The 13,195-nt window shown below is 69.1% G+C and carries 11 protein-coding genes; 4 read left to right on the plus strand and 7 right to left on the minus strand.

The genetic code is table 11. From position 1 onward, the window contains the following. The first annotated feature begins 160 nt into the window (after positions 1-160). A complete protein-coding gene (locus FGX59_RS28565; RefSeq protein ID WP_138470790.1) occupies positions 161-1,297 on the plus strand; it encodes a calcium-binding protein in 1,137 nt (378 codons plus the stop codon). A 69-nt stretch (positions 1,298-1,366) separates the two neighbouring features. Here FGX59_RS28565 and FGX59_RS28570 read toward each other — a convergent pair whose 3' ends face one another. The 4 genes from FGX59_RS28570 to FGX59_RS28585 all read right to left on the minus strand — a co-directional run bounded on the left by FGX59_RS28570 (position 1,367) and on the right by FGX59_RS28585 (position 5,438). Next, positions 1,367-2,104, minus strand: coding sequence for an RlmE family RNA methyltransferase (locus FGX59_RS28570; protein WP_138470792.1), 738 nt, complete (start codon positions 2,102-2,104; stop codon positions 1,367-1,369). Between the two features lie 10 nt (positions 2,105-2,114). Then, positions 2,115-3,248: a Ppx/GppA phosphatase family protein gene (locus FGX59_RS28575; protein ID WP_138470794.1), complete on the minus strand. Its 1,134-nt coding sequence runs from the start codon at positions 3,246-3,248 to the stop codon at positions 2,115-2,117. 98 nt (positions 3,249-3,346) lie between these two features. Continuing rightward, positions 3,347-3,652, minus strand: coding sequence for an ATP-dependent Clp protease adaptor ClpS (locus FGX59_RS28580; RefSeq protein WP_138470796.1), 306 nt, complete (start codon positions 3,650-3,652; stop codon positions 3,347-3,349). Between the two features lie 79 nt (positions 3,653-3,731). Continuing rightward, the gene (locus FGX59_RS28585) at positions 3,732-5,438 is read right to left on the minus strand and encodes a chloride channel protein (protein ID WP_138470798.1); all 1,707 of its coding nucleotides are present in this window, start codon (positions 5,436-5,438) and stop codon (positions 3,732-3,734) included. 421 nt (positions 5,439-5,859) lie between these two features. Here FGX59_RS28585 and ftsZ point away from each other — a divergent pair, with 421 nt between their 5' ends. Together ftsZ and FGX59_RS28595 are read left to right on the plus strand one after the other, a co-directional pair. Continuing rightward, a complete protein-coding gene (gene ftsZ / locus FGX59_RS28590) occupies positions 5,860-7,368 on the plus strand; it encodes a cell division protein FtsZ (protein ID WP_138470800.1) in 1,509 nt (502 codons plus the stop codon). A gap of 184 nt (positions 7,369-7,552) precedes the next feature. Next, a complete protein-coding gene (locus FGX59_RS28595; RefSeq protein ID WP_138470802.1) occupies positions 7,553-7,912 on the plus strand; it encodes a hypothetical protein in 360 nt (119 codons plus the stop codon). A gap of 475 nt (positions 7,913-8,387) precedes the next feature. Here FGX59_RS28595 and FGX59_RS28600 read toward each other — a convergent pair whose 3' ends face one another. Further along, the gene (locus tag FGX59_RS28600) at positions 8,388-8,867 is read right to left on the minus strand and encodes a VPLPA-CTERM sorting domain-containing protein (protein WP_138470804.1); all 480 of its coding nucleotides are present in this window, start codon (positions 8,865-8,867) and stop codon (positions 8,388-8,390) included. 245 nt (positions 8,868-9,112) lie between these two features. Next, on the minus strand, positions 9,113-9,958 hold the full coding sequence (locus FGX59_RS28605) for an AraC family transcriptional regulator (RefSeq protein WP_171060875.1): 846 nt from the start codon (positions 9,956-9,958) through the stop codon (positions 9,113-9,115). 136 nt (positions 9,959-10,094) lie between these two features. On the opposite strand from FGX59_RS28605, the gene FGX59_RS28610 reads away from it, so the two are divergent. After that, a complete protein-coding gene (locus FGX59_RS28610; protein WP_138470808.1) occupies positions 10,095-10,955 on the plus strand; it encodes a hypothetical protein in 861 nt (286 codons plus the stop codon). A gap of 57 nt (positions 10,956-11,012) precedes the next feature. Here the strand turns inward: FGX59_RS28610 and scpA are convergent, their stop codons facing one another. Further along, the gene (scpA, locus tag FGX59_RS28615; protein ID WP_138470810.1) at positions 11,013-13,142 is read right to left on the minus strand and encodes a methylmalonyl-CoA mutase; all 2,130 of its coding nucleotides are present in this window, start codon (positions 13,140-13,142) and stop codon (positions 11,013-11,015) included. Between the last annotated feature and the right edge of the window lie 53 nt (positions 13,143-13,195).

Consider the following 13,195-nt stretch of genomic DNA (forward strand, 5'->3'; position numbering starts at 1 on the left):
ACCGCGCTCGGCATACCCGTCACTGTGGCCGTAGGATAAGTCCGTCCGGGGAAAGGGGAACCGCGCTCAGCCCCCGATTTGTGCAACAAGGCCGGCCGGCAGCCCCGGCTATGGCAGCCTCCTCTCCCCCTACGGCCAGGACTGGTTCCGGGTCGAGGTCGTGGCGGGGACGAGCTACGGCTTCTACCTCTACGGCAATGACGACCGGCCCAAGCCGCTGGATGACCCCTATCTGCGCCTCTTCGACGGCACCGGCAGCCTGATCGCCGAGAATGACGACTGGGACGGGCTAGATTCCTATATCGGCCACACCGCGGAGGAGACCGGGACGCTCTATCTCGGCGCCGGGGGCTATGCCGGGAATACCGGCGCCTACGTGCTCAGCCTGGGCCCGGTCCTTCCCGCAGCGACGGAGGGTGACGACGTCCTCGAAGGCACGCCCGGTCCGGACTACATCTACGGCTTCGGCGGCAATGACACGATCTACGGCTACCAGGGCGGCGACGACCTCCATGGCGACGACGGCAGCGACCTGATCTTCGGCAATGCCGGCAACGACTATATCGACGGCGGCCGCCAGTGGGACACGCTTCATGGCGGGCTGGGCGACGACACCGTCAATGGGGGGCTCGGCTCCGACCTCGCGCGGCTCGGCGAGGGCGATGACGTCTACTGGGACATGGCCCAGGGCGGCATCCACGGCCGCGACACGGTCCATGGCGAGGACGGCAATGACTATATCGAGACCGGCGGCGGCGACGACCTGATCCTGGGCGGGGCCGGCAATGACGAGATCTGGGCCGGGGCGGGCAATGACAGCATCCAGGGCGGGCTGAACAGCGACACGATCGAGGCAGGCTCCGGCGACGACACCGTCCGCTCCGGCAAGGGCCGCGACGAGGTGCATCTGGGCAATGGCCGCGACATCTTCTGGGACAGCGCCCAGGGCGGCGCGTCAGGCGCCGACTATATCGACGGCGGCAATGGCAGCGACACGCTCTATATCGGCGGCGGCTACAACACGGTGATGGGCGGCAACGGCCCCGATGTCTTCGTCTTCCTCGCCGACAATATCGGCGACGAGGTGCTCGACTACCAGGACGGCGTCGACCGGATCGACATTTCCGCCTGGGGCATCACCTCCATCGACCAGCTGGGCTTCGCCTCCATTGCCGGCGGCGGGGTCGAGTTCAGCCCGGCGGGCTTCGCCAACGAGAGCGTCCATCTCTCCGGCGACATCCACGCCATCTCGGTCGGCGATCTCGACCCGGGAGATTTCATCTTCGCCGCGACCTGAGCCTGTGCCGGCCGGGGCAGGACGCAAGGCCCGGGCGGAAAGCCGGTCCCCCGCGGGACCGGCAGCGCCCTAGTCCTCGTCGTCTTCCGCCGCTGCGGGGCGGCCGCGATAGCCGGTCGCCACCACGAATTTCTCGGAACTGTCCGAGCGGCTCGCCCCGGGCTTCACATGGGCGACCTTCTCGAAGCGCTGCTTCAGGAGCGCCTGCAGCCCCTGCTCTGCCCCGCCGGCCAGCACCTTGGCGACGAAGGTCCCGCCAGGGGACAGCACGTCGAAGGCCAGCTCTGCCGCCGCCTCGACCAGCGCGATGATGCGCAGGTGGTCGGTCTGCTTGTGGCCCGAGCTTGCCGCCGCCATGTCCGACATGACGACATCGGCCTCGCCGCCCAGCCATTCCTTGACCAGGTCGTCGGCGCCATCGGAGAGGAAGTCGAGCTGGTGCAGCTCGGCGCCGGCGATCGGCTCGACCTCCTGCAGGTCGACGCCCAGCACGGTGCCGACGCGCTTGCCGGATTTCTCGCCGAGCGCATTGACCCGCTGCACCGCCACCTGGCACCAGCCGCCGGGCGCGCAGCCCAGATCGACCACGCGGGCCCCCGGAACGAGGAAGCGGTACTTGTCGTCGATCTCTGATATCTTGTAGGCCGCGCGGCCGCGGAAGCCCTCGCGGCGCGCGCGCTGCACATAGGGGTCGTTGAGCTGCCGCTCCAGCCAGAGCGTCGAGCTCAGCTTGCGCCCCCGCGCCGTCTTGACCTTGACCCGCAGGTCGCGCTGTCCGCGCCCGCTGCTTCCCGGTTTCTTCGCCACATCCGCGTCCTTAGATCGTCTTTCCCGCCGCCAGTGCCGGTTTCGGCACGGCAGGCTCCATCACGCCATCGGCGCGCATCTGCGCGTAAAGCAGCCCCTCGCGCAAGCCCCGATCGGCCGCCAGCAGGTGATCGGTCGGCCAGCTGCGCAGCAGCGCCTGCAGAATCGCGACGCCCGGCATGATCAGCGTGTGCCGGTCGCGGCCGATCCGCGGGTCGCAGCGGCGCCCTTCTGGGCCGAGCGACAGGTATTCGCGGATCACCCGGTTGATCTGGTCCGAGGTCATGTCTAGCCCGTCGACCAGCGCCCGGTCATAGCGCTTCAGCCCCAGGAAGGAGGCGGCCACCGTGGTGATCGTTCCCGAGGTGCCGACGATCTGGAACCCCGAGCGGTCATGCTCGCGCCCGTAGGGCAGGAAGTCCGACAGGTGCTCCTCGAAATGGCACGACATCAGCGCGAAGCAGCCGCAGTCATCCTCGACGTCGATGAACTGGTCGCGCAGGGTCGCGACGCCGAGCGGCACCGAGATCCAGTCGACCACCCGCACCGAGCCGGTATCGCCGGTCAGCGAACCGCCATGCATGTCGAGGATCGCGTCGCGGCGCCGCGCCGGCGGCAGGCCGGAAAGGTCGAGCCAGACGAGCTCCGTCGAGCCGCCGCCGATATCGACGACCAGCAGCTGTTCGGTCTCGGGCTTGACCAGCGGCGCGCAGGAGATCACGGCCAGCCGCGCCTCCTCCTCGGCAGTGATGACGTCGAGGCACAGCCCGGTCTCGCGCCGGACGGTTTCGATGAAGGCGCGCGAATTGCTCGCGCGCCGGCAGGCCTCGGTCGCGACCAGGCGCATGTGGCGGACATTGTGCTGGTTCAGCTTCCGGCGGCAGATGCGCAGGGCATTGATCGTGCGCTGGATGGCCGGGCGGGACAGCCGCCCGCTGCCTTCCAGGCCGATGCCGAGCTGCACGGCCTTCGAGAAACTGTCGATCACGTCCAGACCGCCAAGCCTGGGCTGGGCGAGTAGCATGCGGCAGCTATTCGTTCCGAGGTCGAGGGCCGCATAGACCTCGTCCCGGTTTCCATGGGGTACCGGCGGCGCCGCAGTCCTGCGCGCCACGCCGGAAGCCCCGGTCGGCTTTGGCGGCATCATTGCCTCCGATGTCACAAGTTGGTCACGAATCTAGTCCCCAACCGGTCGCGTTGCAAGCATGCAACGGGTCAACTGTCGCGTTATCGGAGGCGGATCTAGTCTTCCCGCTCGGTCGTGAAGGCCAGCGGATAGCCGTGCTCGCGGCCCATTTCGGTCCCCGCCAGCGCCTTGGTCTCGGCGATCTCGCGGGTGAAGACCGCGACCACCGCGGCGCCCTTCCGGTGGGCCGCCATCATCACGGCGAGCGCCTCGCCGTCGGTCATGCGGAACACCGCCATCAGCACCGCCGTCACGAAATCGCGCGGCGTGAAATCGTCATTGAGCAGGATGACCTTGTAGAGCTTCGGCCGCTCCGCCCGCGCCTTGGCGCGTTCCTTCGGCTTGAACACCGTCTCTTCCATCTTCGGGCACTCCCGGGCATGGCAGACAATGCCCGACCCTATCACGGAGCGCCCCCGCGGATCCAGCCGGCAGGCCGGGTCAGGAATGCTCTTCCGCCGCCGTCGCGGCAAGTGCCCGCGAATAGGCCTTGAGTGCGTCGAGATGGTGCAGCGATCCGACCAGCTCGGGCTCGCCCGCGGCATTGGCGCGGATCACCGGCAGGACGGCGGTGCCGCTCTGCTCGAAAAGCGGCATCACCCGGTGCAGCGTCTCGCCCTGGTCGGCCGCCGTCCCGCGGGAGACGAGCTCCTCCAGCGCCTCGCGCGGGGCGGCATTGGGGCTGCCCACCGGCCGCATCACCGCCGAGACCTTGAACATCGCCAGGATGTAGTGCTGCGGCCCGTCGGCCAGCCCGATCCCGCGCCGCTCCAGCTGGGTGAGGAAGAACGACCGCCGCACCATCCGGCTGGCCAGCGCCGAGGCCAGCGAGACCGAGGTCATCACCGCGATCCCGACCTGCCAGTCGCCGGTCAGCTCGAAGACGATCAGCGTGGTCGAGATCGGCGCGCCCAGCACCGCCGCCGCGACCGCGCCGGTGCCCGAGAGCGCATAGACCACCTCGCTGCCCGAGACATTGGGGAAGACCGCCGTGGCGATATGGCCGAAGGCCAGCCCGGTCAGCGCCCCCATCATCAGCGAGGGCGAGAACACCCCGCCGCCCATCCGGCCCGCGAAGGTGATCGAGACCGCCGCCGCCTTGACCAGCGCGAAGGCCACCGCCGTGCCGAGCGCGAGCTGCCCGGTCAGCGCCGCGGCCGTGGTCTCGTAGCCGACGCCGATGATATGCGGGAACCAGATCGCGATCCCGCCCAGCATCGCGCCCGAGACCGCCGGGCGCAGCCAGCGCGGCATGCGCGTCACCGCCTGCACCCGCGCCGCCGCGTCTTCGGCCATGAAGATCGACTTCATCAGGATCACCGCCACCACGCCGCAGACGAGGCCGAGCAGCAGGAAGGCCGGGAGTTCCTCGTAGAAGTTCAGCGCGCCGGGCTCGGGCAGGCGGAACTCGGTGACATTGCCGTATTCGATGCGGTTGACCACCGTCCCCGCGACCGAGGCGATGGCGATCGGCGCGAAGGCATGGACCGCGAAATGGCGCAGCACCACCTCGAGCGCGAAGAGCGCGCCGGCGATCGGCGCGTTGAAGCTGGCCGAGACCGCCGCCGCCACCGCGCAGCCCAGCAGGTCCCGCCCGGTGATGCCGTCCGCCTTCATCTTCGACGAGACCCAGGTGGAGATCGTCCCGGCCATGTGCACCACCGGCCCTTCGCGCCCGGCCGAGCCGCCGGTGCACAGCGTGATGAGCGAGGCCGCGGCCGAGGCGAGCCCGGCGCGGATCTCCACCCGCCCGTCGCGCAGGGCCGCGCCCTCGATCACGTCGGCGACCGAGCGCACCCGGCCGTCCGGGGTGAAGCGGTGCAGGATCTGCCCGACCACCAGCCCGCCGAGCACCGGCACCGCCAGGAGCCAGTACCAGGGCAGCTCGCGCGCCGCCGAATGCAGGTGGATGTCGGAGGTGGTGTAGACCAGCGTCTGGAGATTCTCGATGCCCTTGCGGAAGGCCAGCGTCGCCAGCCCCGAGACGACCCCGACGATGAGCGCGATGAACCAGAACTGGATCCGGTCTGGCCCGCGATGGCGCACGACGTACCAGCCGTCGCGCCAGGCGCTGGCCGCCTCCTCCAGGTGATCGTGAAGGAAGCCGCGCTGCCGTGCCAAGGTCCGTCTCCGCCGTATTGCCTGCATGTCCCGTGCCAAGCGAAGCCGAGCGCGCCGCCAGTGTAAAGGGACAGGGCTGTCGCAGAACCCGGTGCGAATTGCTCAACTGTAGAAAAACCGCGCATTTCTTGGACCTTGCGCGCATCTGTCCCGCCAATGCCCCTGGGGCAGCACCGCCGCCTCCCCGCCTGGCGGCCAAGCGGTTGATGTCGTGCCGCAATCTGCCACCCAAGCGGGAATCGCGGGACGCGGCACCCGGGCGCGCGCCTGTCCAGCCCCGCCGCGTCCCGCCCCGGAAAGGCCGCAGAATTCCGCCGACATGCCGCTTTTTGCTTAATTGCAAGCTTTTTCAGATGACCGGCCACCGGGACCGATGTAAGGTGGCCACACAAGCAGAGCAGTCGCGGGCCGGAGAGCTCGCAGGATAAACAAACAGGCAGATAGAGATATGACTCTGAATCTCGTGATGCCCGACCAGGACGAGCTGAAGCCGAAGATTACGGTGTTCGGCGTTGGTGGGGCTGGCGGCAACGCCGTCAACAACATGATCGAAAAGCAGCTCGAAGGTGTGGATTTCGTCGTCGCGAATACCGACGCGCAAGCCCTCGCCCAGAGCAAGTCGGCCGCGAAGGTCCAGATGGGCGTCCGCGTCACTGAGGGGCTCGGCGCAGGCGCGCGACCGGCCGTCGGCGCGGCTGCCGCGGAAGAGACCATCGAGGAGATCGTCGATCACCTCGTCGGCTCGCACATGTGCTTCATCACCGCCGGGATGGGCGGCGGCACCGGCACCGGCGCAGCGCCGATCATCGCCCAGGCCGCGCGCGAGCTCGGCGTCCTGACCGTCGGCGTGGTCACGAAGCCCTTCCAGTTCGAGGGCTCCAAGCGGATGCGCAAGGCCGAGGAGGGCGTCGAAGCGCTCCAGAAGGTCGTCGACACGCTGATCATCATCCCCAACCAGAACCTGTTCCGGCTGGCCAACGAGAAGACCACCTTCACCGAGGCCTTCTCGCTGGCCGACAACGTCCTCTACCAGGGCGTGAAGGGGATCTCGGACCTGATGGTGCGCCCGGGCCTGATCAACCTCGACTTCGCCGACGTCCGCTCGGTGATGGACGAGATGGGCAAGGCGATGATGGGCACCGGCGAGGCCAATGGCGAGGATCGCGCGATCCAGGCCGCGGAGAAGGCGATTGCCAACCCGCTGCTCGACGAGATCAGCCTGAAGGGCGCCAAGGGCGTTCTGATCAACATCACCGGCGGCTCCGACATGACCCTGTTCGAGCTCGACGAGGCGGCGAACCGGATCCGCGAGGAAGTCGACCCGGACGCCAACATCATCGTCGGCTCCACCATGGACGACACGCTGGACGGCGCGATGCGCGTCTCCGTGGTCGCCACCGGCATCGACGCGATCGCCAAGACCGAGGAAGTGCCGCTGCCGCGCCGCCGCATGTCCGAGCCGCTGACCCAGCAGGTCGCGGGCGAGCATGCCGGTCTCGACGACCCGGCCCAGGACGTTCCGGCGGCCGCCGTCGCCCGCGAAGAGCCGACCCTGTTCCAGGATCTCGAGCCGCAGGCGCCTGCCTCCAAGGTAGTCGACGAGGACGACCTGCCGCCGCCGGCCTACGACCCGGCCGCCGCAGCTGCTGCCGAGCGCCCTGTCCCCGGCACGCCGACGCCCGAAGCGCTGGCCCGCCTGCAGGCCGCTGTCCGCAAGGAGCCGTCCTCCGGTGCGCCCGCCGCGCCGCGCGCCGCCTCGCCGCAGCACCCGCCGCATGCCGACAAGTCGCGCTTCGGCATCAACTCGCTGATCAACCGGATGACCGGCCATGGCGCCGAGCATGGCCGCCCCGCCGCGGCGGCCGGTCCGAAGCTGGTGCAGGACGAAGCGCTGGAAGCCGACGAAGAGCTCGACCGCATCGAGATCCCGGCCTTCCTGCGGCGCCAGGCCAACTGAGCCGGCATCGCCGTCACGGAGTTCGCAGGGGCCGCTCGAAAGACCGGCCCCTTGCTTTTGCGCAATTGCCAAAGCCGCCGGAAGGCGCACCGCCCGGTCGGCCGGAGCGTGAACTTGGGCCCGGCCCGGCAGCTCGCGTCGCGCTGCTTGGGGACTATCGCGGTTCTGCAGCCGAGGTCATCGGATGACAACGCGGTTTCCTCCCGCGCTGAGGGCCGCCGCCCGCTGCCTTCCCCTGAGCCTGCCTGCCCTCGCCCAGGCCGGCACGGCCGATCCGGCCGAATTCCCGGCGCTGCCCCTGCAGATCACCGTCACTGCCTCCAGCTGGCATCAGGCCGCCGCAGATGGCGCGCTGGTCGAGGGCGGGACCTTCGAGCAGGCGCTGACCGAAACCCATGAGATGACGACCGGATTCAGCTGGGTCTCCACCGCGGATGGCGACCATGCCATCCTGCGGGCGGTCGCGCCGGAGACTGTCTCGATCTCGCTGGAGGATGGGCTGCTGCCGCTCGTCGATGCGGATGTCTCCAGCGGCGGGGTCTGACCCACCGAGGGCTATCCGGACATCCGGCTGGTCCGCGAATTCTCCCGGGAGCAGGAGCTGGCCGCGATCTGCTACCAGATCGGCGACGACTTCCTGCGGGACACCGGCATGATCCCCTCCTCCGCCAATCCCGGCCTGCAGATCGCCACGGAGCACTGCATGGCCTGGATGCCGGAGCCGCGCCGGTCCGATGGAACGGTGAGCGTCGCCCTCGGCCGCGAAAGCGCGGATGGGCTTCATCAGCTGGGCGGCTTCGCGCTGCTCTCGCTGATCAATGGGAATTGCGATCTACGGCTGGCTGACGGCGTGATCGTGACACTGAACGCGGAGCTGCCGCAGGCTCCCCTGCCCGGCTCCGGCCTCGCCGCGGCCGGCCGGCGGGTCCTGCTCGCCGAGTCGAAGCGGTGGCAGCGCAGGCGGGGTGATCCCCGCCCGCTGGCGGCAGCCGGAGCCCGGCTGCCTGCCTTTTCAAGGGTCAGCCGCGGCGGCGGCGCGCAACCGCGCCCAGCCCGGCCAGGCCGCCGCCCAGCAGCAGCGCAGCCCCCGGCAGCGGCACGGCGGCCGGCTGGATGGAGACGTCGTAGCTGAAGCTGTTCTGCACCGCGTTCTCCCATTCGAGGATCACGTAGAACAGGCCGGTATCGAGATCCGCGGAGAGATCGAGATACTGCAGGTCGCCCGAGCCTGCGACGGTGAAATAGGTGCCCGAGGCGCTCGCGTCAGCCGCGTCGACAAAGGGATCCGCCGAGATATAGGCGGTGATCGCGCCGTAGAGCTCGGTCTCGGCGAAGTTCAGCGACAGGTCCACCCGCTGCGAGGCGGTGGCGGGCGAGTAGTAGAAGCCCAGGACCGCGTCGGTATCGCCCGCATCGGTGGACACGTCCACCGAGGCCACCTGGCCGACATTGAGGACGGTCCCGTAGGTGCCGCCATCGGCAATGCCGAGCTCGGTCACGGGCGATTGGACGTCAAGGACGGTAGCGGCAGAGGCCGTGCCAGAAGCAGCAGCACCAGCCAGCGCAACTGCCAGGGCGAGCCTGGTAGGAAATGTCATTTCGGATGCTCCGGATTGAATACACACAATGGTTTCTTTGAACAAACAGCGTGTTTGTACAAATTTTTACTAAACGAGTGGTTAACCCGGATTTGATCATAGTTAACAAAGAGGTAGATGGGTACGAAAGGCCCGCCGGAGGCGCCTCAGCCCTGTGTCTGGGCGGCCGGAGCGGTGCCGAATTCGGCGCGGTAGGCCCGGGCGAAATGCGCCCGCGAGACATAGCCCACCTCGGCCGCCGCCGCCCCGCTGGACAGCCCCTGGCCGATCAGCCGGGCCGCCGCCTGCATCCGCTCGCGGCGCAGCAGCGCGGCGAAACTGCAGCCCTCGCCACGCAGCCGCCGCCGCAGGGTCGATTCCGACAGGCCCAGCAGGCGCGCCATCTCCGCGGCCCGCCAGGGCGCCCCGGGACGCGCGCGGATCTCCTGCGCGGCCCGCTCCGCCACCGAGAGCGCGAAGAGCGGCCGCGCCGCGGGTTCTCCGGCCAGGAGCGCCAGCAGCTCGGCCCGCCGCGCCTGCCGCACGGCGCCCGACGCAGGCCCGGCGGCGATGGCGGCAGCCGCATGGACCACCGCCTCGGCCAGATCCGGGCGCAGCGGGATCGCGGGCCCGGCGGATGCGCGGCCCGCCGGCATGGCAGGCGCTCCGCCATGCATCTCCGGCGTGATCTCGAGGATCAGCGACTGGTAGCTGCCGGTCACCGGGTCGGGCTCGTTGACGATGTCGAGCTCCACCCCGCCCGGCAGGGCGAAGAGCGTGCCGGGCGTCAGGCAGTCCTGGTCGAGCCCCCGCCAGATCTCCTTGCGCCCCGACAGCAGAACCGCCAGCACCGGATGCGGCAGCACGACCGAGACCAGCCGCTCGCGTTCCAGCGCGCAGTAGGAGAAGAGCCCCGGCCCGTGCGGCTCGGACCCGGCAAGCTGCGGCCGCCGGTAGCGGCGCAGAGCCTCGAGGAAGGCCGTTTCGGGGGCGGGATGCTGGAAGTCCTTCATTGCGGCAGGATAGCGCCCCGGGCCGGGCGGCGGAAACGCGAATTGACCGGAACGGGTCCATCCCCGGCCGGAGCCGGCGCATCGCCCAGTGGCCCCCGTGGCAGAGCAGAGGGACAACGACCACAGGAGCATTCCAATGTCCCGGCTTCTTCCCGCCCTCCTCCTTGCCGCCGCCGCCCCTGCGGCGCAGGCCTCGGAGCTTCAGGGCTTCGCCAATCCCGAAAGCGTGCTGATCGCCCCCGGCGCGCGCTATGTCTCCAATCTCGGCGCCGCGCTGGCACCGCTCGAAAAGGACGGCGACGGCTTCGTCAGCCTGCTCGACGATGACGGCAAGGTGCTGGAGCGCAGGGCCTTCACCGGCCTCGACGCGCCCAAGGGCATGGCACTGCACGACGGACGGCTCTACGTCGCCGATATCGACCGCGTGGCGGTCTTCGACCCCGAGAGCCGGGCGCAGATCGCCTCGCTCCCGCTGCCCGCGGAGGGGCCGGCGCTGCTCAATGACATCGCCAGCGACGGCACGCGCCTTCTGGTCACCGACACGCTCGGCGGCAGCCTCTGGGCGCTCGATCCCGCCACGCAGAGCTTCGCCAGGCTCGCCGGGGACATGCCCGGCGCCAATGGCGTGGCCTGGGAAAGCGGCAAGGGCCGGGCGGTGATCGTCGCGGTCGGTGCGGAGTTCCGCGGCGGCCGGATCTACACCTGGAGCCCGGAGGACGGGGCGGCGCCGGTGCCGGACAGCCCCCGGGGACTTCTCGACGGCATCGCGCTGCTGCCAGACGGCCGGGTGCTCGTCTCGGACTGGCAGAGCCTCGACCCGCCGATGCCGGGGCGCTTCCTCTCGGTCGATCCGGAGACCGGAGAGACCCGCCCGGCGGAGCTTTCCGCCGCCATCGCCGGGCCGGCGGATTTCGCGCTCGACAGCGGCACGGGGCAGCTCTGGATCCCGGCCATGCCCGAGGGCGCGGTCCATGTCCTGCCCCTGCCCGGCCGCTGAGATACAAGCCGGGGGCGGTGCGCCGCCCCCCGGCCCTAGTCCCCACGGGCGCGGGTGTCAGCCGCGCGCCTCGGAGATCAGCTTCAGCACCTTGGAGGCGGCATCGGGGATGTTGGTGCCGGGGCCGAAGATCGCCTTGACGCCGGCATCGTAGAGGAACTGGTAGTCCTGGGCCGGGATCACCCCGCCGCAGACCACTAGGATGTCGCCCGCGCCCTGCGCCTTCAGCTCCTCGATCAGCTGCGGCGCCAGCGTCTTGTGGCCCGCCGCCTGGGAGGAGATGCCGACGACATGGACGTCGTTGTCGATCGCGTCCTGCGCGGCCTCGGCCGGGGTCTGGAACAGCGGCCCGACATCGACATCGAAGCCGATATCGGCAAAGGCCGTGGCGATCACCTTGGCGCCGCGGTCATGGCCGTCCTGGCCCATCTTGACCACCAGCATCCGCGGCCGGCGGCCCTCCTTCGCGGCGAATTCGCCGATCTCGCGCTGGATGGCGGCGAAGCCCTCGTCGCCCTCGTATGCCGATCCGTAGACCCCTGCCAATGTCTTCACCTCCGCTCTGTGACGTCCGAAGACCTCTTCCATCGCCATGGAGATCTCGCCGACCGAGGCGCGCGCCCGCGCCGCCTCGACCGCCGCCTCCAGAAGGTTGCCGCCCTCGGACGCGCGCCGGGTCAGCTCGGCCAGCGCCGCGGTGCAGGCCGCCTCGTCGCGCGTCGCGCGCATCTTCTCCAGCCGCGCGACCTGCGATTTGCGCACGGCGGTGTTGTCGATATCGAGGATGTCGATCGGGTCTTCCTTGTCCTTGCGGTACTTGTTGACCCCGACGATCACTTCCTCGCCCTTGTCGATCATCGCCTGGCGGCGCGCCGCGGTCTCCTCGATCCTGAGCTTGGGCATGCCCGAGGCGACGGCCTTGGTCATGCCGCCCATCTCCTCGACCTCCTCGATCAGCGCCCAGGCCTTGTCGATCAGCTCGGCGGTCAGGCTTTCCACATAGTAGGAGCCCGCCAGCGGGTCGATCACGTTGGTGATCCCGGTCTCTTCCTGCAGGATCAGCTGGGTGTTGCGCGCGATCCGGGCGGAGAATTCCGTCGGCAGCGCGATCGCCTCGTCCAGCGCATTGGTGTGCAGCGACTGCGTGCCCCCGAGCGCCGCCGACATCGCCTCGTAGGCGGTGCGGATGACGTTGTTGTAGGGGTCCTGCTCCTGCAGGCTGACACCGCTGGTCTGGCAATGGGTGCGCAGCATCAGCGACTTGGGATCCTTCGGCGCGAATTCCTCCATCACCCGGTGCCACAGCGTCCGCGCGGCGCGCAGCTTGGCGGCCTCCATGAAGAAGTTCATGCCGATGGCGAAGAAGAAGCTCAGCCGCCCGGCGAACTTGTCGACATCCATCCCCGCGGCGATCGCGGTGCGCACGTATTCGCGGCCGTCGGCGATGGTGAAGGCCAGCTCCTGCACCAGGTCGGCGCCCGCCTCCTGCATGTGGTAGCCCGAGATCGAGATCGAGTTGAACTTCGGCATCTCGTTCGAGGTGTACTCGATGATGTCGGCGATGATCCGCATCGAGGGCTCGGGCGGATAGATGTAAGTGTTGCGGACCATGAACTCCTTGAGGATGTCGTTCTGGATGGTCCCCGACAGCACCTTGCGGTCATGGCCCTGCTCTTCGCCGGTGACGATGAAATTCGCCAGCACCGGGATCACCGCGCCGTTCATGGTCATCGAGACCGAGATCTTGTCGAGCGGGATGCCGTCGAAGAGGATCTTCATGTCCTCGACGCTGTCGATCGCCACCCCGGCCTTGCCGACATCGCCGACCACGCGCGCATGGTCGCTGTCATAGCCGCGATGGGTCGCCAGGTCGAAGGCGACCGAGACGCCCTGCTGCCCGGCATCCAGCGCCTTGCGGTAGAAGGCGTTCGACTCCTCGGCCGTGGAGAAGCCGGCATATTGCCGGATCGTCCAGGGGCGCCCGGCATACATCGTGGCGCGCACGCCGCGGGTATAGGGGCCGACGCCGGGAATGCCGCCCATATGCGGCAGCTCCGCGGTATCCGCCCCGGTATAGAGGGGCTTGACCTTGATGCCTTCGAGGGTCTGCCATTCGAGGCTCTCCAGCGGCTTGCCGCGCAGTTCCTTTTCGGCAAGCGCCCGCCATTTGTCGAGATTGTCGCTCATCTTCCACCCTTGAATAGATAGGAGCCGGAACCCTCCTCCGGCGAATGGCCTTC

The organism is Poseidonocella sp. HB161398 (assembly GCF_005870025.1).
In the GTDB taxonomy this organism is placed as follows: Bacteria; Pseudomonadota; Alphaproteobacteria; order Rhodobacterales; family Rhodobacteraceae; genus Mangrovicoccus.